This window comes from Nonomuraea sp. NPDC050202 (genome assembly GCF_040656115.1).
In the GTDB taxonomy this organism is placed as follows: Bacteria; Actinomycetota; Actinomycetes; order Streptosporangiales; family Streptosporangiaceae; genus Nonomuraea.
The window spans coordinates 15,029-35,767 of the sequence record NZ_JBFALF010000062.1; the positions used below are offsets into that span (position 1 = coordinate 15,029).

General features: G+C 69.3%; 21 protein-coding genes and 1 riboswitch. Of the genes, 12 read left to right on the plus strand and 9 right to left on the minus strand.

Translation table 11 applies throughout. The features are described 5' to 3' along the window. Nucleotides 1-224: 224 nt before the first annotated feature. On the minus strand, nt 225-1,091 hold the full coding sequence (locus AB0I79_RS59945; RefSeq protein ID WP_185100376.1) for an ABC transporter ATP-binding protein: 867 nt from the start codon (nt 1,089-1,091) through the stop codon (nt 225-227). Beyond that, nucleotides 1,084-2,019 carry an ABC transporter permease gene (locus AB0I79_RS59950; protein WP_357894595.1) on the minus strand — a complete coding sequence of 312 codons (936 nt, stop codon included), beginning with the start codon at nt 2,017-2,019 and terminating at the stop codon, nt 1,084-1,086. Before AB0I79_RS59950 ends, AB0I79_RS59945 begins: the two co-directional genes overlap by 8 nt. A gap of 612 nt (nt 2,020-2,631) precedes the next feature. Here AB0I79_RS59950 and AB0I79_RS59955 point away from each other — a divergent pair. The 5 genes from AB0I79_RS59955 (at nt 2,632) to AB0I79_RS59975 (ending at nt 8,229) form a co-directional block, all read left to right on the plus strand. After that, the gene (locus AB0I79_RS59955; protein WP_357894599.1) at nt 2,632-4,140 is read left to right on the plus strand and encodes an ABC transporter substrate-binding protein; all 1,509 of its coding nucleotides are present in this window, start codon (nt 2,632-2,634) and stop codon (nt 4,138-4,140) included. 128 nt (nt 4,141-4,268) lie between these two features. After that, nucleotides 4,269-5,213 (plus strand): ABC transporter permease, encoded by a 945-nt coding sequence (locus AB0I79_RS59960; RefSeq protein ID WP_185100379.1) that lies wholly within the window; start codon nt 4,269-4,271, stop codon nt 5,211-5,213. After that, a complete protein-coding gene (locus tag AB0I79_RS59965; protein WP_357894602.1) occupies nt 5,206-6,180 on the plus strand; it encodes an ABC transporter permease in 975 nt (324 codons plus the stop codon). Before AB0I79_RS59960 ends, AB0I79_RS59965 begins: the two co-directional genes overlap by 8 nt. 11 nt (nt 6,181-6,191) lie before the next feature. Then, a complete protein-coding gene (locus tag AB0I79_RS59970) occupies nt 6,192-7,229 on the plus strand; it encodes an ABC transporter ATP-binding protein (RefSeq protein WP_357894605.1) in 1,038 nt (345 codons plus the stop codon). Continuing rightward, the gene (locus AB0I79_RS59975) at nt 7,213-8,229 is read left to right on the plus strand and encodes a dipeptide ABC transporter ATP-binding protein (protein WP_357894608.1); all 1,017 of its coding nucleotides are present in this window, start codon (nt 7,213-7,215) and stop codon (nt 8,227-8,229) included. The genes AB0I79_RS59970 and AB0I79_RS59975 overlap by 17 nt, the downstream gene beginning before the upstream one ends. A 46-nt stretch (nt 8,230-8,275) precedes the next feature. On the opposite strand, the gene AB0I79_RS59980 is transcribed toward AB0I79_RS59975, so the two are convergent. The 5 genes from AB0I79_RS59980 to AB0I79_RS60000 form a co-directional block, all read right to left on the minus strand. Then, nucleotides 8,276-9,460, minus strand: coding sequence for a lipid-transfer protein (locus AB0I79_RS59980; protein ID WP_357894611.1), 1,185 nt, complete (start codon nt 9,458-9,460; stop codon nt 8,276-8,278). Further along, nucleotides 9,457-9,864, minus strand: a complete 408-nt coding sequence (locus tag AB0I79_RS59985) for an OB-fold domain-containing protein (protein ID WP_357894614.1) — start codon at nt 9,862-9,864, stop codon at nt 9,457-9,459. The genes AB0I79_RS59980 and AB0I79_RS59985 overlap by 4 nt, the downstream gene beginning before the upstream one ends. A gap of 94 nt (nt 9,865-9,958) precedes the next feature. Further along, nucleotides 9,959-11,341 carry a S8 family serine peptidase gene (locus AB0I79_RS59990; protein ID WP_357894617.1) on the minus strand — a complete coding sequence of 461 codons (1,383 nt, stop codon included), beginning with the start codon at nt 11,339-11,341 and terminating at the stop codon, nt 9,959-9,961. Then, complete coding sequence (locus AB0I79_RS59995) at nt 11,338-11,943, minus strand: hypothetical protein (protein ID WP_357894620.1); 606 nt, start codon at nt 11,941-11,943, stop codon at nt 11,338-11,340. Before AB0I79_RS59995 ends, AB0I79_RS59990 begins: the two co-directional genes overlap by 4 nt. Nucleotides 11,944-12,040: 97 nt before the next feature. Further along, the gene (locus AB0I79_RS60000; protein WP_357894623.1) at nt 12,041-12,847 is read right to left on the minus strand and encodes an SAM-dependent chlorinase/fluorinase; all 807 of its coding nucleotides are present in this window, start codon (nt 12,845-12,847) and stop codon (nt 12,041-12,043) included. Between the two features lie 116 nt (nt 12,848-12,963). Between AB0I79_RS60000 and AB0I79_RS60005 the strand changes: the two genes are divergently transcribed. From AB0I79_RS60005 to AB0I79_RS60015, 3 genes are read left to right on the plus strand one after another with little or no spacing between them, the layout of a single operon-like run. Further along, complete coding sequence (locus tag AB0I79_RS60005) at nt 12,964-13,263, plus strand: DUF3263 domain-containing protein (protein ID WP_185100387.1); 300 nt, start codon at nt 12,964-12,966, stop codon at nt 13,261-13,263. A gap of 39 nt (nt 13,264-13,302) precedes the next feature. Further along, nucleotides 13,303-14,073 (plus strand): trehalose-phosphatase, encoded by a 771-nt coding sequence (gene otsB / locus AB0I79_RS60010; protein WP_357894626.1) that lies wholly within the window; start codon nt 13,303-13,305, stop codon nt 14,071-14,073. Nucleotides 14,074-14,131: 58 nt separating this feature from the next. Further along, a complete protein-coding gene (locus AB0I79_RS60015; RefSeq protein WP_357894629.1) occupies nt 14,132-14,710 on the plus strand; it encodes a hypothetical protein in 579 nt (192 codons plus the stop codon). A gap of 67 nt (nt 14,711-14,777) precedes the next feature. On the opposite strand, the gene AB0I79_RS60020 is transcribed toward AB0I79_RS60015, so the two are convergent. Together AB0I79_RS60020 and AB0I79_RS60025 are read right to left on the minus strand one after the other, a co-directional pair. Next, nucleotides 14,778-16,040, minus strand: coding sequence for a hypothetical protein (locus tag AB0I79_RS60020; protein WP_357894632.1), 1,263 nt, complete (start codon nt 16,038-16,040; stop codon nt 14,778-14,780). A gap of 42 nt (nt 16,041-16,082) precedes the next feature. Continuing rightward, nucleotides 16,083-17,507, minus strand: a complete 1,425-nt coding sequence (locus AB0I79_RS60025) for a trehalose-6-phosphate synthase (RefSeq protein WP_357894635.1) — start codon at nt 17,505-17,507, stop codon at nt 16,083-16,085. Between the two features lie 130 nt (nt 17,508-17,637). On the opposite strand from AB0I79_RS60025, the gene AB0I79_RS60030 reads away from it, so the two are divergent. From AB0I79_RS60030 to AB0I79_RS60045, 4 genes are all read left to right on the plus strand, one after another. Next, the gene (locus AB0I79_RS60030; RefSeq protein ID WP_357797117.1) at nt 17,638-18,093 is read left to right on the plus strand and encodes an RNA polymerase sigma factor; all 456 of its coding nucleotides are present in this window, start codon (nt 17,638-17,640) and stop codon (nt 18,091-18,093) included. Between the two features lie 79 nt (nt 18,094-18,172). Then, nucleotides 18,173-18,314, plus strand: a riboswitch (SAM riboswitch). Between the two features lie 13 nt (nt 18,315-18,327). Continuing rightward, nucleotides 18,328-19,563, plus strand: a complete 1,236-nt coding sequence (gene thrC / locus AB0I79_RS60035) for a threonine synthase (protein ID WP_357894638.1) — start codon at nt 18,328-18,330, stop codon at nt 19,561-19,563. A gap of 24 nt (nt 19,564-19,587) precedes the next feature. Continuing rightward, a complete protein-coding gene (locus tag AB0I79_RS60040; RefSeq protein WP_127936976.1) occupies nt 19,588-19,863 on the plus strand; it encodes a MoaD/ThiS family protein in 276 nt (91 codons plus the stop codon). 243 nt (nt 19,864-20,106) lie between these two features. Continuing rightward, nucleotides 20,107-20,307 carry a cold-shock protein gene (locus AB0I79_RS60045; protein WP_068927743.1) on the plus strand — a complete coding sequence of 67 codons (201 nt, stop codon included), beginning with the start codon at nt 20,107-20,109 and terminating at the stop codon, nt 20,305-20,307. Nucleotides 20,308-20,739 lie beyond the last annotated feature (432 nt).

The following is a 20,739-nucleotide window of genomic DNA, read 5'->3' on the forward strand; positions in this document are numbered from 1 at the left end:
AAGGGTGGGGGCCGGGTCGGCGGGAGGCTGGCTGAGAGATCAGCCGAAGCGGGCGGCCTGGCTGGAGGCAGCAGCCGAAACAGGAGAGGTGGGGAGGGCGGCTGAAGCAGCGCCAAGTCGGTGGTCGCTGGTGGGGAGGAGCCGCCGCCATCGGCCCGGGCCTGGGGGGCGGCCGGGCCGGTCGGAGGCCTCTACGAGAGTGCGGACCGAGGAAGGACGGGAAATCAGCCCTTGTTGTAGGCGGCGATGACTTCCTTCGGGTCACCGTCCATCTTGATCTTGCCCTTGTGGAGCCAGATCACCCGGTTGCACGTCTGCTCGATCACCCGCAGATCATGGGCGACGAGGAACACCGTGCCCGCCGACTCGCGGATCTGCCGGATGCGCTCCTCGCTCTTCTTGCGGAACTCCCGGTCACCCGTCGCCAGCGCCTCGTCGATGAGCAGGACGTCGTGGGTCTTGGCGGAGGAGATGGCGAAGCGGAGGCGGGCGCCCATGCCGGAGGAGTAGGTGGACATCGGGAGCTGGACGAACTCGTCGATGCCGGAGAAGTCGACGATCTCCTGGTACTTCTCCTTGACCTCGGCGGGCGTCATGCCCATGGCGTAGCAGCCGAGGACGATGTTGCGCTCGCCGGTCAGCTCGCGCATCAGGGCCGCGTTGACGCCCAGCAGCGAGGGCTGGCCGTCGGTGTAGACGGCGCCCTTGTGCGGGGGCAGGAGGCCAGCGATGGCGCGCAGCAGAGTGGACTTGCCCGACCCGTTGCGTCCCACGATGCCGATGGCGTCGCCATGGTAGGCCACGAAGGTCACGCCCTTGACGGCGTGCACCTCCTTCATCTGCGGCCGGCCCTGGCGCTTCAGGATGCGCGTGAGGGCGTTGACCGCGTTGCCCTTCTCGGCGTCGGAGGCGGCCCCGTAGACGCGGTAGACGATGTGCAGATCGTCGACGATGACGGTGGGAGTGCCTGTGGGGACGTCGAGGGGCCGCTTGCCCGGGGGCTCCGGGTTGGGATGCACTCTCACATCCTTGCCGGGGTCGGCGGGCTTGTCGCCCTTCACCTGTGACAGCTCCTTGGTCAGTTCAGCCACGCCCGTACCTCTCCTCGGACCGCCAGAAGTACCAGAAGCCGAAGCCGAGTGCGAACACCGCCCAGAATACGCAAGACACCAAGACCATCGTCGGCGGGTGGTGTCCGTAGGCGGTGTTGTAGCTCGGGATGAGAATCTCGCGCATCCACTCGATGTAGGAGGCCGCCGGGTTGAGGTACATCAGGTCGGCCACCCACTGGGGCAGCCCCGCGGACCCGACGACCTTGGCCTGGATCACGAAGAAGACGCCGGAGGCGTAGAGCCAGGTGCGGGTGATGAACGGCAGCAACTGGTTGAGGTCGCGCATCTGGGCGCCCAGCCTGGCCATCACCAGACCGGCCCCGATGTTGAACAGCGTCTGGAGCAGCAGCACCACCGGGATCATGAGCCAGTACCAGGTGGGCCACTCGCCCGTGGCCACCACGAGGACCAGCAGCACGCCCATGGAGATGGCGAGTTGCTGGAGCTCCTGGATCGTGTACGCCAGCGGGAGCGAGGCCCTGGGGAAGTGCAGGGCCCTGATCATCGACAGGTTGCCGGAGATCGACTTCGCGCCCGCGGTGACCGTGCGCTGGGTGAAGGTGAAGATGAACATCCCGGTCAGCAGGAACGCCGGGTAGTTCTGCACATCCTTGCCGCCGCCCAGGATGACGCCGAACATCACGAAGTAGATGGCGGCGTTGAGCAGGGGCGTGAGCACCTGCCACAGCTGGCCGAGCGCGGAGCTGGAGTATTTCGTGACGTTGCGCGAGGTCGCGTACGTCAGGATGAAGTGTCGGCGCTGCCACAGCATGCGCAGGTAGACAGGGAACCTCGGCCGCGCGATGGCACGGCGAAGCCCGTATCTCTTGGCGAGCTTGGCCAGCGGCTCCTGCCCGCTCCGGCCGCCCGCCTGGGCGTCCGCGACAGCGGATTCCGGCTGGCTCATGGCAAGGACTCTATTGGATCCCGGTCGGTGGGGTGCCTGTCGTACGGGTTGACGGCAGACAGTTGGACAGACTGTTGGACGGAGTCTTCGGACGCTGGGGTTCCAAGGCGTCGTCAAGACCTGCTCAACCGTAGCCCAGCGAGCCGGGGCGTGGTGGCAGAGGCACGAGCAGGGTCGTGTAGGGGGTATTTTTCATCGACTGTTCACGTCCAGGCTCTGCCCGTTGAGGTGGATTTGTACTGATTGCTCCACATCGGGTCAAATGTCTGTGACGCTGGATTGGCACACGTGTGACCGAACTGCAACGCACCAGAGACTCGCTGGTGGCAAGTAGTGAGGGATAGTCGCGATCGACTGGCAGGGCGTCGGCTGGTTTGACCATGTCAGCCAAATCCGGGGGGATACCAGGAACTCCCCGTCAGGCTGCTCTTGATCACTGCAGCTCAGCGCTAGGCGCCCACCTGTAGAGGGAGGATTTCTTTCACCATGCGTGTTACTAAGGGCGCACGGATCGTCGCCGGTACCGCGCTGCTCGCCCTCGCGGTTGCCGCGTGTGGCGGCGGTGCCACGGACAACGGTGGCACTGCCGCGGGCGGTGAAACGCCGGTCCGCATGGAGGTCGGTGAGCCCCAGAAGATGCTGTACCCGCAGGACACCACGGAGACCGAAGGTGCCGAGGTGCTCGCTGCGGTGTTCTCGCCGCTCGTGCGTTACGACGAGAACAAGCAGCCGGTCGAGGAGGCCGCCGAGTCCATCACCACGACGGACAGCAAGGTCTGGACGATCAAGCTGAAGTCGAGCTACACGTGGCACGACGGCACCCCGGTGAAGGCCGAGGACTACGCCCGCGCGTGGAACTTCGCCGCCCTCCAGGACAACGCCATGAGCTCGTCCTACTTCTTCGGGCGCATCGACGGTTACACCGATGTGCACCCGGGTGAGGGCAAGACTCCGACGGCCAAGGAGATGAAGGGCCTCAAGGTCGTGGACGACACGACGCTCGAGGTCACGCTCTCCGCACCGTTCTCGCAGTTCAAGACGATGCTGGGCTACACCGCGTTCTACCCGCTGCCCGCCTCGGCGATCGGTTCCGACGGCAAGCTCAGCCCGACCTACGGTGAGAAGCCGATCGGGCAGGGCCTGTTCAAGGTCGACAAGCCCTACAAGAAGGGCACCGACCAGACCATCGAGATGTCGGTGTACGACAAGTTCCCCGGCAAGAAGCCGGCCGGCTGGACGAAGCTCCAGTTCAAGGTCTACACGAGCTCCGAGACCGCGTGGAACGACCTCCAGGCCGAGAACCTCGACATCCACGACTCCCTGCCGGCCACGGCCATCTCCACGGCCAAGCAGGTGCTGGGTGACCGGTACTTCGACGAGCCCGACGCCTCCATCGGTTACATCGGCGTCCCGCTGAAGTACAACAAGGAATTCGAGAACGTCGACGTCCGCAAGGCCATCTCGATGGCCATCGACCGGAAGACCATCTCCGACACGGTCTTCTCGGGCACCCGCTCCCCGGCCGACGACTTCATCAACCCGGCCATCCCCGGCTACCGCCAGGGCGCCTGCACGGCGTGCACGTACAACCCGGCCGAGGCCAAGAAGCTGTACGAGAGCGCCAATGGTCCCAAGACCATCGAGCTCGGCTACAACGCCGACGGCGGCCACAAGGAGTGGATCGAGGCCGTCGCCAACAACCTCCGTGCCAACCTCGGCATCGAGGTCACGCCGAAGCCGTTCGAGAAGTTCCAGGGCATCCTGGACGCCCTGGACGCCAAGGAGTACAAGGGCCTGTTCCGCATGGGCTGGTCCATCGACTACCCGGCGGCCGAGAACTACCTGACGCCGATCTTCGGCACCGGAGCCATCGGCACCGGCTCGAACTACGGCGGCTACTCCAACAAGGAGTTCGACGACCTGGTGGCCAAGGGCGACCAGGCCACCGACGCAGCCGAGGGCCTGAAGTTCTACCAGCAGGCCAGCGACATCCTGATCAAGGAGCTGCCGTACATCCCGGTGTACTTCTACCGCAGCAACTTCGGGCACTCCACCAAGGTCAAGAACGTCAAGCTCAACCTGCTCAACCAGATCAACTGGGCGGACGTCGAGAAGGCCTGACGTCATTCGTCTGGCGGACGGTACTTGCCGTCCGCCCGTCGGAGGACTGAGCTTGGAGGCAGTCACTCGGGCCGGGTAAATCACGGTTTCCGAGGGGCTGCCTCCATGTGCGTACCGGAGGGCTTGAAATGGGCCGATATGTAATCAGGCGACTGATCCAGGCGATACCCGTCCTGATCGGTGCCACGCTACTCATCTTCTGCATCGTCTTCGCCCTGCCCGGGGATCCCGTCGCGGCACTGTTCGGAGACAAGCGCCCGGACCCGGCGGTGGCCGAGGTCCTGCGCGAGCAGTATCACCTCAACGATCCGCTGCTGCTGCAGTACTGGTACTACATCAGCGGCGTGCTCTTCCGCGGCGACTTCGGCGTGAACTTCGCCCAGGTGCCGGTGTCCGAGATCCTGGCGGGCAAGTTCCAGGTCACGCTGAACCTCGCCCTGACCGCCCTGATCATGGAGGCCATCCTCGGCGTCGGCCTCGGCCTGTGGGCGGCGCTGCGCCGCGGCAGGGCCACCGACACCATGATCCTGGCCTCGACGCTGCTGCTGATCTCGATCCCCACGCTGGTGACGGGCTTCGTGCTGCAGCTGGTCCTGGGCGTGAAGCTCAAGCAGTGGACCGGTCTGGACATATTCCCCGTGGCCGGCGTGTTCGCGGGCCTGCGCAGCTATCTGCTGCCGGGCTTCGTGCTGGCCGGGGTGTCGGTCGCGTACCTGACCAGGCTCACCAGGACCAGCCTGGTGGAGACCCTCAGGGCCGACTACATCCGCACGGCCACGGCCAAGGGACTGTCCAGACGGCGCGTCATCGGCAGGCACGGCCTGCGCAACGCGCTGATCCCGCTCATCACCTATCTGGGCGCCGACCTCGGCAACCTGATGGGCGGCGCGGTGATCACGGAGACGATCTTCAATCTCCCGGGAATTGGCAATCAGCTCTTCACATCGGTTTACTTGCGAGAACAGCCGGTTGTGGTGGGCACCATCACGGTGCTCGTGCTGATCTACATCCTGGCCAACCTGGTCGTCGACCTGTTGTACGCCGTGCTCGACCCGAGGATCCGCTATGAGTAACCCAACCCCGCCGGTCGGGCCGGGACTCCCGGAGACGCAGACGCTGGTCCCGGACACGGTGCCCGCTCCGGCGCCCGAGCGTGAGGGCAAGAAGGCCAAGGGCGGCAAGCCCGCCAGCCTGTGGACCGACGCCTGGTACGACCTCAGACGCAGGCCGATGTTCATCATCTCGGTGGTCATCATCCTGATCCTGCTGGTCATGTCGCTCTGGCCGTCGCTGTTCAGCGCGATCGACCCGTACAACGCCAGGACCTGCGACCTGTCCACGGCGCGGCAGGGGCCCAGCCCCGGCCACCTGTTCGGGCGTGACAACCTGGGCTGTGACGTCTTCGCCAGGACCATCTACGGAGCCCGCAACTCCATCGTGATCGGCGTCTTCACCACGCTCATGACCACGATCATCGGCGGTCTGCTCGGCATCGTCGCCGGCTTCCGCGGCGGCGTGGTCGACACGGTCGCCTCGCGGGTCACGGAGATCTTCTTCGCCATCCCCTCGATCCTGGGCGCGCTGCTGATCGCGGCCACGTTCCGTGGCAGGGCCAACAGCATCCTGCTGGTCATCGTGGCCCTGACGGTGCTCGGCTGGCCGATGGTGTTCCGCATCATGCGGGCCGCCGTGATCACGGCGAAGAGCCAGGACTTCGTGGTCGCGGCCAGGGCGCTGGGCGCGGGAGCGGGCCGGATCATGTTCCGGCACCTGCTGCCGAACTCGCTGGCCCCGGTCATCGTGGTCGCCACCATCAACCTGGGCACCTTCATCGCGGCCGAGGCCGCGCTGTCGTTCCTGGGCGTCGGCGTGCAGTCGCCGGACATCTCGTGGGGTCTGATGATCGCCGACGCGCGCAACAGGTTCCTCGAGGCGCCACTGCCCCTGGTGTTCCCGGCGGTGTTCCTGAGCGTCACCGTGCTCGCGTTCATCATGATGGGCGACGCCGTGCGCGACGCGCTCGACCCGAAGCTCAGGTAGAAGGGGACTCAGTGAAGAAAACCTCCACAAACCTGTTGCCCGCCGAGGGAGGGCTGGGCGACGAGCCGCTGCTCGCGGTCGACGACCTGCACGTGGAGTTCCGCACGCGAGCAGGGGTCGTCCGCGCCGTCAACGGCGTGAGCTACACGGTCGGGCCCGGCGAGACGCTGGCGGTGCTGGGCGAGTCGGGGTCGGGCAAGTCCGTGACGGCGCAGGCCATCATGGGCATCCTGGACATGCCTCCCGCGGTCATCCCCAAGGGGGAGATCCGCTTCAGGGGCACCGACCTGCTCAAGCTCTCGGAGGAGGCCCGCACGCAGGTGCGCGGCCAGCGGATCGCGATGATCTTCCAGGACGCGCTGTCCGCGCTCAACCCGGTCTTCACCGTGGGCTGGCAGATCAGCGAGATGTTCCGGGTCCACCGGGGCATGTCGAAGTCCGACGCCATGAAGAAGGCCGTCGAGCTGATGGACCGGGTCCGCATCCCGGCCGCCAGGCAGCGCGTGCACGACTACCCGCACCAGTTCTCCGGGGGCATGCGCCAGCGCATCATGATCGCCATGTCGATCGCGCTGGACCCCGAGGTGCTGATCGCGGACGAGCCGACCACGGCGCTGGACGTGACCGTCCAGGCGCAGATCATGGAACTGCTGGCCGAGCTGCAGCGCGAGAGCCAGATGGGCCTGATCCTCATCACCCACGACCTCGGGGTCGTGGCCGACGTGGCCGACAAGATCGCGGTCATGTACGGGGGCCGCATCGTCGAGAAGGCCCCCGTGCACGACATCTACAGGGCGCCCGCGCACCCGTACACGAAGGGCCTGCTGGACTCGATCCCCAGGGTCGACCAGAAGGGCCAGGACCTGTACGCGATCAAGGGCCTGCCACCGAACCTGCTGGACCTGCCGACGGGGTGCGCGTTCCACCCCCGGTGCCCGTACAAGCAGGACAACTGCGTGACCGACGTCCCCCCGCTCTACGAGATCAGCGGCACGCGCGGCAGCGCCTGCCACTACTGGAGGGAGGTCCTCGATGGCGAACAGCAGTGAGCGCATCCTGGAAGTGCGTGACCTGGTCAAGCACTTCCCGCTGACCCAGGGCATCCTCTTCAAGAAGCAGATCGGCGCGATCAAGGCCGTCGACGGCGTCTCGTTCGACCTGAACAGGGGCGAGACGCTGGGCATCGTGGGCGAGTCGGGCTGCGGCAAGTCCACGCTCGCCAAGGTGCTGATGGCGCTCGAACGGCCCACCTCCGGCTCCGTGGTGATCAACGGCCGGGACATCGCCAAGGCCAGGGGCGGCGAGCTCAAGCGCATGCGCCGCAACATCCAGATGGTGATGCAGGACCCTTACACCTCGCTGAACCCCCGGATGACCGTTGGTGACATCATCGGCGAGCCGTACGAGATCCACACGGAGGTCGCGCCCAAGGGCGACCGGCGCAAGAAGGTGCAGGAGCTGCTCGAGGTGGTCGGGCTCAACCCGGACCACATCAACCGCTACCCGCACCAGTTCTCCGGCGGCCAGCGGCAGCGCATCGGCATCGCCCGGGGCCTGGCGCTGCAGCCGGAGATCATCGTCTGTGACGAGCCGGTCTCCGCGCTCGACGTGTCGATCCAGGCGCAGGTGATCAACCTGCTGGAGCGGCTGCAGAACGAGTTCAACCTGGCCTACATCTTCATCGCCCACGACCTGTCGGTGGTGCGCCACATCTCCGACCGGGTCGGCGTGATGTACCTCGGCAAGTTCGTGGAGCTGGGCAAGGACGCGGAGATCTACGACCGTCCCGCGCACCCGTACACGCAGGCGCTGCTGTCGGCGGTGCCGGTGCCCGACCCGGAGGGGCGGGAGCAGCGTGAACGGATCATCCTGCAGGGCGACCCGCCGTCCCCGGCCAACCCGCCGAGCGGCTGCCGCTTCCGCACGCGGTGCTGGAAGGCGCAGGAGATCTGCGCCGAGGAGGAGCCGCTCCTGCAGATCCGTCCCGGTACGGGACACGAGAGTGCCTGCCACTTCGCCGAGACGCACGATGTGGTGCACGTGAGCTGAGCGCGCCTGGTGAGTTCGAGGGCGTGGTGGGCCGTCCCGTGGTCTTCTAGACCGTGGCGATGATCGCCGAACCGTGGCCGAACAGGCCCTGGTTGGCGGCCAGGCCGACGCGGGCGTTCGCCGTCTGGCGGGCGCCCGCGCGGCCTCTCAGCTGGGTCGTCAGCTCCACGAGCTGGGCGATGGCCTGGGCCGGGATGGCCTCGCCGAACGACGCCAGGCCGCCCGAGGGGTTGACCGGGATGCGGCCGGTCAGGGACGTCCGGCCGTCCCGGAGGAGCTTCTCCGCCTCGCCCGGCGGGCAGAGGCCGACGTCCTCCATCCAGTCCAGCTCCAGTGCCGTGGACAAGTCGTACACCTCCGCCAGGGAGAGGTCCTCCGGGCCCACCCCGGCCTCCTCGTACGCCGCGTGCGTGATCGCGGCTCTGAAGGGCCTCTCAGGGGCGGGCACGGCCGCACAGGAGTCCGTGGCGAAGTCCGGCAGCTCCAGCACCGTGTTCGGGAAGACGGGTGTCACCGTGGAGACGGCCGCCAGGCGGACGAAGCCGGCGCCGAGGCGGCGGGCGTACGACTCCGAGGCGAGCACCACGGCGGCGCCCCCGTCCGAGGTGGCGCAGATGTCCATGAGGCGCAGCGGGTCGGCCACCATGGGCGAGGCCAGCACCTCCTCTGCCGTGACGGGCTTGCGGTAGCGGGCCATCGGGTTGAGCGAGCCGGCCAGCGCGTTCTTGACCTTGACGGCGGCGAAGTCGGCGGGCGTCGAGCCGTGCAGGGCCATGCGGCGGCGGGCGTAGAGGGCGAAGTAGGCGGGGTTCGTGGCGCCGAGGAGGCGGAAGCGCAGCCAGTCGGGGTCGTCGGGGCGGTCGCCGCCCACCGGCTTGAAGAAGCCCTTGGGGGTGGCGTCGGCGCCGATCACGAGCGCGACGTCGCACAGCCCGGCGAGGATCCGGGCCCTGGCGATGTCCAGCGCCTGCGCCCCCGACGCGCACGCCGCGTAGCAGGAGGCGACCCTGGCGCCCGACCAGCCCAGCTCCCTGGCGTAGGAGGCGCCGGAGACGAAGCCCGGGTAGCCGTTCCTGATCGTGTCGGCGCCGACCACGTACTGCACGTCGGTCCACTCCAGGCCGGCGTCCCGCAGGGCCGCGCGGGCGGCCGCGACGCCGTACTCCAGGAAGGGCCGGCCCCACTTGCCCCACGGGTGCATGCCCGTGCCCAGCACCGCCACCGCGCTCACGAGGCCCGCCCCCACATCCACACCAGCGGCCCGTCGGCCAGCGGTCCCGAGGTCAGCTCCAGCTCCATGCCCACCTGCAACTGGTCCGCCGCCAGGTCCTTGACCTGGCCGAGCACCACGATGCCGACCTCGTCGAGCTCGACCGCGGCCAGCGTGACCGGCACGTACGGCTGAGCCGCCACGAACGGGGGCGGCGGCGGGTAGCAGGCGTTCGTGTACGACCAGACGCGCCCGCGTCGCGGCAGCGGGAGCACCTGCATGTCCGTGCCCGCGCAGCGCGGGTTCGGGCACGATCCGCGCCGGGGTGGGAAGCAGACCGTGCCGCAGCCGGCGCACCTGGCGCCGAGGAGCTGGACGCCGTCCTCGGGGGAGATGGCGAACCAGCCGTCGATGGCGTACGTCATAGCCGGAGTATCACACAAGCGCTTGCTAGGTTGAATCCCTCCCGCGCCGATCGCGGGAGATCGCCTTGGCCGCGTCGGGCTCCGCCTGAGCCGCTCAGGCTGGATCCCGTCGGCGACCGCCGTGCCGCAGCACCACCCGGGCCGACATCACCGCCATCAGCAGCACCATGCCGGCCACCACCGGCGTCCTGGAACCGGGTGCGGGCCCGGCGCCGAAGTACGGCCCCGGCCGCGGCGGGCTGGTCGCCGGCACGTCGAGCCTGTCGGCCTCGCGCAGGGCGAGCAGCGCGTTCGCCACGCCGTGCCCGTAGGCGGGGCTGTAGCCGTCCTCGGGCCGCCGCCTGGTGCCCCGCTCGATGGCCATCCGGACGTGGTACGGCGACAGGTCCGGATGCGCCGACCTGATCAGGGCCGCGATGCCGGCGACCATGGCGGCGGCCGAGCTGGTGCCGTCGCCGACCACGTACGAGTCGTTGCCGTCCGCGGTGACGATCTCCGTGCCGGGGGCGACCACCGACACGTAGTCCTGCTTGTTGGAGAAGGCCGCCACCTTCATCCGCCGGTCCACCGCGCCCACCGCGATCACCCCGGGGTAGGCGGCGGGGAAGTTCTTCCTGTTGCCGACGTCGCCGTCGTTGCCCGAGGAGGCCACCAGCACGGCGCCCTTGCCGATCGCGTACTGGACGGCTTCCTCCTCTGCCGCCGACCCCTCCCACGCGCCGCTGCCGCCGCCGAGCGACATGCTGATCACGTCGGCGCCGTGGTCGGCCGCGTACCTGATGCCCGCGGCCAGGGCGTCCCGCCAGCCCGAGCCCGAGCGCTGCTTCTCGCGCCGCGGGTCGCCGTTCTCCAGCGTCACCCTGATCGACAGCACCTTGGCGGCGGGCGCCACCCCGAGGACACCGCCCTTGCGGCCGTCACCGTGCCCGCGCCCCGCGATCAGGCTGGCCATGGCGGTGCCGTGCGGCCCCCACGCGCCCTTGCCGGCACCGGCCGCGCCGGCGTCCGGGTCCGCGCAAACGGCACAGGCCCGGACGCGGGCCCCGCCCGCGTCCGGCCGCGTTGTGCCGGTGGCGGCGCCGGTCAGGTCCGGGCCCGGGATGACGGCGCCCTGCAGGTCGGGGTGGCGGGCGTTCACGCCGGTGTCGAGCACGGCCACCACCACGCCTTCGCCCCTGCTCGACCGCCATGCCTCGGGCAGCCGCAACGCGCCGAGCTGCCACTGCCCGGCCCGCGCCGCCTCGGCCACGTCATCCGTCCCGGGGGCCTGGCCATCGCCGTCCGCCCACGAGACGGGGCCGGCGGCGCAGGTCACCAGCCCGGCCAGCAGGAGGACAGGCAGAGCGCGCCTTCCCCGCAGCCCAGCGCCACGTCCGGCAGCGCCGCCAGGACTCGTCATGGGACCGCCGGCCCGTTCAGCGCCGTCGGACGTGCTCGTCGGGCCGGCGCCTCGTGCGGCGCCGTCGGACGTGCTCATCGGACCAGCGCCTCGTGCAGCGCCGTCGCGAGCCGCCGCGCGGCGTCGCGCAGCCGTGGCGTGACGCGGTCGCCCGGCTGGTACGCCCGCCCGTCCGCGTACCCGGCGGCCGTCGCCACCATGTACCGCTCCCCGGACCCGACGACCACGCCGGTGAAGTACTGCCGGTCGCCGAACCGCTCGGCCGGCCCGCCGGGGAAGGCCGCGGGGCGTACGGTGGCGGGCCGGCCCGAGCCGTTCCGGCCGGGGCCGGGCGCGTCGAGCACGGCGATGCCCACGGTGACGACGAAGGTCTGCGTGCTGTCGGCGTACGTGGCGCGTAACGCGGTGCGGCAGCCGGGGCGTACCGCGGCGGGCTGGAAGGCGACCCGGCAGGGCGCCTCGGGGGCGACCCCGGTCAGCACGTACGTGACCCTGGCACCCGAAGGGCTGTGGCCGGGCACCACGGCGGGGAACACCCGGACGACCGGCCAGGCGTGCCAGCGCTCGGAGACGGGCGGCGCCGGGGTGGGCCAGACCATGGAGACGAGGGAGAGCAGCACAACGGACAGGTGGTACACGGCGACCTCGAACGGAAGGGGAGGGACCTCCGATCTGCCCATGCATTCTGACATGCGAGTGCGCGGTCAATCCGACGCTTCGGTAAACAGACCGATACGCGGAGTAGTTACGGATCTGCGGCTTTCCGCCTATTGAGGCCTACGGAGTGGGTGAAAGTCGCACATGTGCTCCGGGCGGGAGCCCCAGCCGCTGCGCCGCGTCACCGGAGTTGACCGCGATCGCGATCAGCCCGGCCGAGTCCGCGAAGGCCACCAGCTCCCCGGGCGGGACCGCCGCGTACGTCTCCCGGTACGGCAGCGCGAGCTGCCGCCGCCCCAGCCACACCCCCAGTGTGTCGCCCACCCGCACGCCCAGCGCCTGCAGGTCGCCGGCCGCGATCGAGAGCTGCGTGTTGCCGTAGCGGTCCACCGAGACGACCTCCCCCTCCACCGAGCCGTCGCGCAGCAGCGAGGTAGGCTCGGGCAGCGAGACCAGCCGGTCCAGCGGCACCTCGGGCCCCAGGTCCGCCGGCCTCAGCCCCCCGCACAGCCGCCCCGCGACCGGCGAGAACACGTCGCGCCCGTGGAAGGTCGGGGAGACAGGGTGCAGGAAGTGATCGCGGTTCCTGATCTCGTACGCCGCCCGCGCGCCGCCGCTGGCGTGCACGGCCCACGACAGCAGCCCGTTGTCGGGGCCGATGAACACCCGGCCGCCCGCCTCGACGGCCACCGCGCGCCTGGCGCCGCCCGCGCTCGGATCGACCGCGCCGATGTGGATGCCTTGGGGGAGATAGGGGATGGTCTGGGCGAGAACCGCCGCGCCGCGCCGTACGTCGCCGGAAGGGATCAGGTGGCACACGTCGATCACCCGCGCCTCGGGGGCAATGCCGGCGATCACCCCATGACAGGCCGCCACATAACCATCCTCGAGCCCATAGTCGGTGAGGAGCGTGATGACTGAGGTCACATTTCGTGACTGTACGTCTCTCAATCCGCGGTGAACAGCCGCACTCCGCACATTACGATGGCCACGGGCCGCGTGCGGGCGACGTGATCGTCCCCGCCCCTTTCGAGGAGGACACCATGGGAGCACCGCTCAGCGGTGACAATGCTGCCCAGGAACCGTCCCGACAACCACTCTCGGACCGCGAACTCGAGCTCCTCGCCTTCGAGCGCCAATGGTGGCGCTACGCGGGCGCGAAGGAGCATGCCATCAAGGAGACCTTCGGGTTCTCCGCCACCCGCTACTACCAGCTGCTCGGCGTGCTGATCGACCGGCCGGAGGCACTCGAGCACGACCCCATGCTGGTCAAGAGACTGCGCAGGTTACGGTCCACGCGACAGCGTGACCGCGCGGCCAGAAGGCTTGGCATGCGCCCCTGACGTGCTGGGTACGGCAGGCGCGTGAAGAACATCCCTGGAATGGAAGCGATCTTGAGTGATCCGGCCGGCGCCGTGATCGGGCTCGACTTCGACGGCACCCTGTCGCCGATCGTGCCCGACCCCGCCAAGGCCGTGATCCACCCGAAAGCGCCCGAGGTACTCGCCGACCTGGGCGCGCACGTCCTCGCGGTGGCCATCGTGACCGGGCGTCCCGCGGCCACCGCACTGGAGCTCGGACCCGGCCTGGCCGACGTGCCGGGGCTGGTCGTGCTCGGACACTACGGTTTCGAACGCTGGGAAGGCGGGCGGATCTCCGCGCCCCCGCCCCCGCCGGGAGTGCCCAGGGCCGAGGCCGAGCTGCCGCTGCTGCTCGACTCGCTCGGCCTGAGCGGCGTGGCCGTCGAGGACAAGGGCCGGGCCGTGGCCGTGCACACCAGGCGCAGCCCCGACCCCGAGGGCGCGCTGGCCAAGCTGCGCGAGCCGCTGGGCAAGCTGGCCGACAAGCACGGCCTGGTGATCGAGCCGGGGCGGATGGTGCTGGAGCTGCGGCCGCCCGGCATGGACAAGGGGCAGGCGCTGAGCCTGTTCCTGGCGGAGCGGGCGGCGAGGTCCGTCATGTTCGTGGGCGACGATCTGGGCGATCTGGCCGCGTTCGACGCGGTACGCGCTTCCGGGCTGCCTGGTGTGACCGTGTGCAGCGGGTCCACCGAGGTGACCGCGCTGGCCGAGCGGGCCGACATCGTGGTGGACGGGCCCGAGGGAGTGGTGGCGCTGCTCGCCGAGCTGGCCTCGGCCTTCACCCGTACGTGAGAACCGCCTTCAGTCGTTGGTGAGTGATCTGCAAGTCGCGTTCCCTAGGGTCGGCGGCATGCACAAGCGTTACCTCGCCGTCGTGGCCGCCACCGGGGTGGCCGCGGCCACCCTCCTCTCCTCCTCGCTGCCTGCCGCCGCCGCCCCCGCCCAGCCGCTCACGTTCAGGGGCATGACGCTCTACGTCCCGATCCAGTGGGAGGTCCACCGGTTCGGCGCCGACGCCGTCCAGGTGGTCACCGGAAAGTGCGGCAAGGCCCGGGGGTGGAGCACGCCGGAGTGCGACTCGTTCTACCTCCTCGGGCCGAAGCTCATCAAGATCGGTGCGGAGGGCTGGGGCCCCTACACCGGCAAGCGGCCCTTCTACACGGCCAGCGACGTGCAGCCCTGCCCGTTCGACGACAAGTACGGCGAGATCATCGGGCCCAAGGTCAGCCGGGGGCTGCGCCAGGTCGGGCCCGGGCACAAGGCGGCCTACAACGCGTGGCAGGCCAAGTGCGTCTCCTACTCCAGCACCAAGGTGTACAAGCGCTTCACGCAGCGCGAGTGGTACCTGCCGAAGTCGAAGATCCTCGTCGTGGACCAGTGGAACACGCCGGGCCTGTCCGACACCCTCAAGCACGCCGACTGGAGGTAGGACCCCGGCGCGCGTGCGCCGGCCTGGACAGTCCGGCCCACGTGCGCCCGGCCTGGCGCAGTCCGACTCACGCGCGCCGGTCGGGGACGAGCACGCCGGCGACCGCGAGGCCGATGAGCACCGGCACCATCAGGAACGCGTTCCGGGTGCCGTAGCCGTCGGCCAGCGCGCCGAGCACCAGCGGCCCGATCGCCATGGCGGCGCCCGCCCAGACGGGTGAGGCCGCCGCCGCCAGGTCGGCCCGGTCGCCCGAGCCGGTGATCAGCGCGGCCAGCGCGAGCGGGAAGTGCAGGGCGGCGCCGAGCCCGCAGATCACCAGCCCGGCGTAGGACAGCACCGGGTGGCCGCTCGTCCAGAACACCAGCCAGCCGGCCAGCGTCAACCCCAGCGCCCCGGCGAACAGCGGCCCCCGCGCCAGCCGCAGCGCGAGCTGCGCCCCGGCGAACCTGCCCGCCGCCATGCCCGCGATGAACGCCGTCAGCCCGGTGGCCGCCGCGGCCGTGGACAGCCCGGTGCCGATGGCGAGCAGCTCCGCCGCCCACAGGTTGAACGTGAACTCCAGCGCCACGCAGCAGAACAGCACCAGTCCCGCCAGATGGAACCGCCAGCCCACCCGGGCCCCGGTGGTGGCGGTGGCAGGCATGGCGACCTCCCCGGCGGCGGCAGGACCGGCGGCAGGACCGGTGGCAGGACCGGTGGCAGGGCTGGGGCCGGCGCCGGTGGTGGCGTCGGGGGTGGCGGAGCCGGTGGGCCGGTGGCCGGGCCACACCCGTCCCATGGCCAGCGCGAGCAGCACGCTCATGACCGGCGTGGCCAGCAGCGCGGCGCGCCAGCCCAGCGTGCTCTGCCCGACCACGCTGAGCCCGAACGTCATCGCCATGCCCGCCACCACGGCGACCGCGTTCGCCTCGCTCAGCGCGGCGGGCCCGGCGGTCCCGTGGTGGTCGCTGAGCGCCGCCATGGCGGTGTAGAGCATGACCGAGCCGAAGCCGCCGGCCACGCCATACCCCAGCAGGGTCAGCGGCAGGGCGTCGGTGGCGAGGATCGTGAGCATGCCGGCGTTCATCCCCGCCAGCCCGATCCAGCTCGTCGCGCGCCGCCCGTACGTGCGGGTGAGCAGGGGGAGCAGGAGCCCGGCGGCGATCGTGCCCGCGGCCATGGAGGTGCCGTGCAGGCCCGCCACGGTGGCCGAGGTGCCCTGGTCGGCGCGCAGCAGCGGCAGGGCGGCGCTGAGGCCGTACACGAAGGTGGCGAAGGTACTGAGCTGGAGGTAGATGAGCCAGGTCGGGCGGTCTCTGATCAGACGGTCGGGCGATAAGGCCGTGGTCACCCGGCAGCCTCCCGGTGATCGGAATGACCTTGCCCTCCCATGTTAGGTGAGGGCTTCGAGCTGGGTCGCGAGCCACTTCTGCGGCGGCAGGGCGGTGGCGGCGGCGTGCAGCTTGTCGCGGCGCGTGCGGCGCTCGTCCTCCGGCATGACCAGCGCGTCGTGCAGCGCGGCGGCGGTGCCGCTGATGTCGTAGGGGTTGACCACGAGCGCGTGCGCGCCGAGCTCGGCGGCTGCGCCCGCCTCCCGCGAGAGCACCAGCGCGCATCGCGGCGACAGGATCGGGCCCTCCTTGGCCACCAGGTTCATGCCGTCGCGGATGGGGTTGACCAGCAGCACGTCGGCCATCCGGTACGCGGCCAGCGAGCGCGGGTAGTCGTCGTTGACGTTGAGTATCAGCGGGTCCCAGTCCTCGGTGGCGTACTCGTCCTCGATCTGCCGGGCGCAGCGCTGCACCGAGGCGGTGTACTCGCGGTATTCGGGCAGGTCGTGGCGGCTGGGGTAGGCGAAGGCCAGGTGCACGACCCGGCCGTGCCACTCGGGGTGCGCGGCGAGGAACTCGCGGTAGGCGATCAGCCCGCGCACGATGTTCTTCGACAGCTCGGTGCGGTCGATGCGGACGATCAGCTTGCGGTCGCCGACCTGCTCCCGCAGCGCGGTCATGTGCGACTCGACGTCGGGCTCGCAGGCCCGCTGCCACAGGGCGTCGCCGTCGACGCCGAGGCTGTGCACGCCGATGCGGGTCGTCCTGCCCTCGTAGGTGACGCTGCGCCCCACCCGGTCGGCCTCCGCGCCCAGGAGCCGCTCGCAGCAGTCCATGAACGCCTGCGCCCACCTGTCGGTGAGGAACCCGGCGTGATCGGCCCCCAGGATGCCTTCCAGGACCTCCCCCGCCACGTCGTCGGGCAGCAGCGAGAAGTACTCGGGCGGCGCCCACGGGGTGTGGCTGAAGTGGGCGATGCGCAGGTCGGGCCGCTCGGCGCGGAGCATGGCGGGGGTGAGCGTCAGGTGGTAGTCCTGCACCATCACGCGGGCGCCGTGCCCGGCCTCCTCGGCCAGCGCCAGCGCGAACGCGCCGTTGTAGTCGCGGTACGACTCCCACTCGCGGGCGAACCTGGTGCCGAAGTTGGGCGAGTTCGGGATGTCGTAGAGCAGGTGGTTGACGAACCACAGGGTGGAGTTGGCCACGGCGTTGTAGGCGCGGTGGAAGGTGGCGGGCGGGATGTCCAGCATGCGCAGCGGGCCGGTGTCGTAGCCCGCGTGGTCGATGCGGCCGCCGGTGGCCAGGCGGACGGCGCTGCGGTCGCCGTCGGACAGCGCGGCGCAGACCCAGAGCACGCCGTCGTCCTTGGCCACGCCCGACAACCCCGAGACGAGGCCGCCGCCGCCGCGTCGCATCGTCAGCTCGCCGTCGTCGGAGACGGTGAAGGAGACAGGCCCTCTGTTGGAGGCCAGCAGGACGCTGTTCATCTCGGCTCCCTTCGATCATAGGATCCCAGCTATGGCGCTTGATGAGCTAACCGAGGAACTCGCCCGCTCCGCTGCTGCCGGAGATCATCGCGCACTTGGCGAGCTCCTCGCGCGGATTGAGCCGGATGTGATGCGACACTGCGCCCGGATCCTCCCCTATCACCAGGACGCGGAGGAGGCCTCGCAAGATACGTTGCTGGCGGTGGCGCGCAACATCGGGCGGTTCGAGGGGCGGGCCAGGTTCAGCACGTGGCTGCACATCGTGACGGCCAACTGCGCGCGCACCACGTACCGGTCGCTGAAGCGCAGGGCGGCCGAGCAGACCTCCGACGAGCTGCCCATGCAGAAGCCCGACGCGCGGCGGGTCAGCGTGATCGCGGGGTCGCGGCTCGACCTGCTCGACGCGATGGAGGCGCTGGAGGCCGACAAGCCCGACCTGGCGCAGGCGCTGGTGCTGCGCGATATCGTCCAGCTCGACTACAACGAGGTGGCCGAGCAGCTCAACATCCCGCTGGGCACGGCGAAGTCCCGGATCCATCAGGCCCGCAAATACGTGCAGGGCGTGCTGGGCGAGGACTATCGCTGAGACTGCTTGTCTCGCATCTTGAGACGGGTGGTAATTTCGGCCACTTAAGCGGGTAGAGTCCAGTTCAACAACTGCATATTGCTCATCCAGAGGGGTGGAGGGACCGGCCCTGCGAAGCCCCGGCAACCCTCCCGGCTTTCGACTCGCGACCTGGCGAGGCCGACCGGGACAAGGTGCCAATTCCGGTTCGCGGTCAAGGTGGCCGCGGGCGAAGATGAGGGAAGGCCTCGCTTCATGTCGCTTGACTTTGGTCCTGCCGCCGCTCTGTCCTGCCGCGAGTGCGGCGCCCGTTACCCGCTGGGCCCGAGCTTCGCGTGCCAGGAGTGTTTCGGGCCGCTGGAGGCGGCCTACGACTTCGGTGACGTGACCCGCGCGGAGATCGAATCGGGTCCCGCGAACATCTGGCGTTACCGCTCGCTGCTGCCCGTTCCCGCGGACGTGGCCAGTAAGCCCAATATGAACCCCGGCTGGACGAAATTGGTCAAGGCCGGAAACCTGGGTCGCGCGCTCGGCATCAAGTCCCTTTACGTGAAGGACGACTCGGGCAACCCCACCCACTCCTTCAAGGACCGGGTGGTGGCCATGGCCGTCGAGGCGGCCCGCAACTTCGGCTTCCACACGCTTTCCTGCTCCTCCACGGGCAATCTCGCCGGCGCCGTCACCGCCGCCGCCGCGCGGGCCGGGCTCGACGCTTGCGTGTTCATCCCGGCCAACCTCGAGAAGGCCAAGATCGCCATGGCTCGTGTGTTCGGCGGGCGGCTGATCGGCATCGACGGCACGTACGACGAGGTCAACCGGTTCTGTTCGGAGCTGATCGGCGACCCCATGGGCGACAAGTGGGGCTTCGTCAACGTGAACCTGCGGCCCTACTACGCCGAGGGCTCCAAGACGCTCGCGTACGAGATCGCCGAGCAGCTCGGCTGGCGGCTGCCCGAGCAGATCATCATCCCCATCGCCTCCGGCTCCCAGCTCACGAAGATCGACAAGGGCTTCAAGGAGCTGGTGAAGCTGGGCCTGGTGGAGGACACCCCGTACAAGGTCTTCGGGGCGCAGGCCGCCGGGTGCTCGCCCGTGTCCACGGCCTACAAGGCCGGGCACGACGTCGTGCAGCCGGTCAAGCCCGACACCATCGCCAAGTCGCTGGCCATCGGCAACCCCGCCGACGGGCCGTACGTGCTGGACATCGCCCGGCGCACCGGAGGCGCCGTCGAGGACGTCACGGACGCCGAGATCGTGGCCGCGATGAAGCTGCTGGCCTCGACCGAGGGCATCTTCGCCGAGACCGCCGGCGGGGTCACCGTCGGCGTGCTGAAGAAGCTCACCGAGAGCGGGCGGCTCGACCCGGAGGCCGAGACCGTGGTGCTCAACACCGGCGACGGGCTCAAGACGCTCGACGTGCTCACCGGTGAGGCCGTCGAGCCCACCGCCGTGATCAGGCCCTCTCTCGACGCGTTCCGCGCGACTGTCTGACAACCAGGAAAGGCGATTAGAACCATGAGCGTTTCTGTGCGGATTCCCACCATTCTGCGCACGTACACCGGGGGGAACGCGGAGGTCAGTGGCGAAGGCGCGACTCTTCGTGACGTGCTCGCCAAGCTCGACTCCGACTACCCGGGGATCGGCGCGAGAATTCTGGATGAATCGGGCAAGATTCGCCGTTTCGTCAACGTTTACGTTGGGGAAGAGGACGTCCGTTTCGCCGAGGGGCTCGACACTCCAGCCCCTGACGGCACTCAGATCTCCATCATCCCGGCGGTTGCCGGCGGCTGAGCCCCGCAGACCACCCTCTTGAAGGCGCCCCTAGTGGGCGCCTTCTCCTTTTCCCGGCCAATTCAACGTTGAACGACCCCTACTGCGAAGAAATAGGCAGTTTGCGGATTGACTCTGTTGCCAAACCCCTTGCCACAGGTATGGTCGAGGGCGATCGTCTGGCTGCTTTTCCGTTAAGTCATACGATTACAGGTCCCGCGGAGGAATGGGCGAGATCTGGGAGACCAGTAAGAGGAGTCGGAAGTGGCGCAGGGCACCGTCAAGTGGTTCAACGCGGACAAGGGCTACGGCTTCATCGCGGTAGACGGTGGTAAGGATGTATTCGTCCATTACTCAGCGATCATGATGGACGGGTACCGCTCTCTCGAACAGGGGCAGCGTGTCGAGTTCGAGATCACGCAGGGCCAGAAGGGGCCGCAGGCGGAGTCCGTCCGAGCGGTCTGAACGTCCAAGCTGGTATGCACCAGGCGGGATCGCGCGGCAACGCAGTCCGCGCGAGCCGTCACCTCTCATTCGCCGACTCGCGTGCGGCGAGCCGCTCCGTGCGGCTCGCCGTACCGACTGACTGACCTGGGCGGGAATGCCGGGCGGGGTGGCGTTCGCTTGCACTCGGCAGGGTAGAGTGCTAAACAGTTCGTTGGCACTCTGTGCAGCAGAGTGCCAACACTGGATCGGGACGACGGGGTCTGCCGAACGGAGATGCTGACCCATGCCGTCGCGGGCGTCGGCTCGGTCCACGACAAGCCACCCTGCATCTGGGAGGTCTAGCCTTATGGCAGCCAAGATGATCGCGTTTGACGAGGACGCCCGGCGCGGTCTCGAGCGCGGTATGAACCAGCTCGCCGACGCCGTCAAGGTGACCCTCGGCCCCAAGGG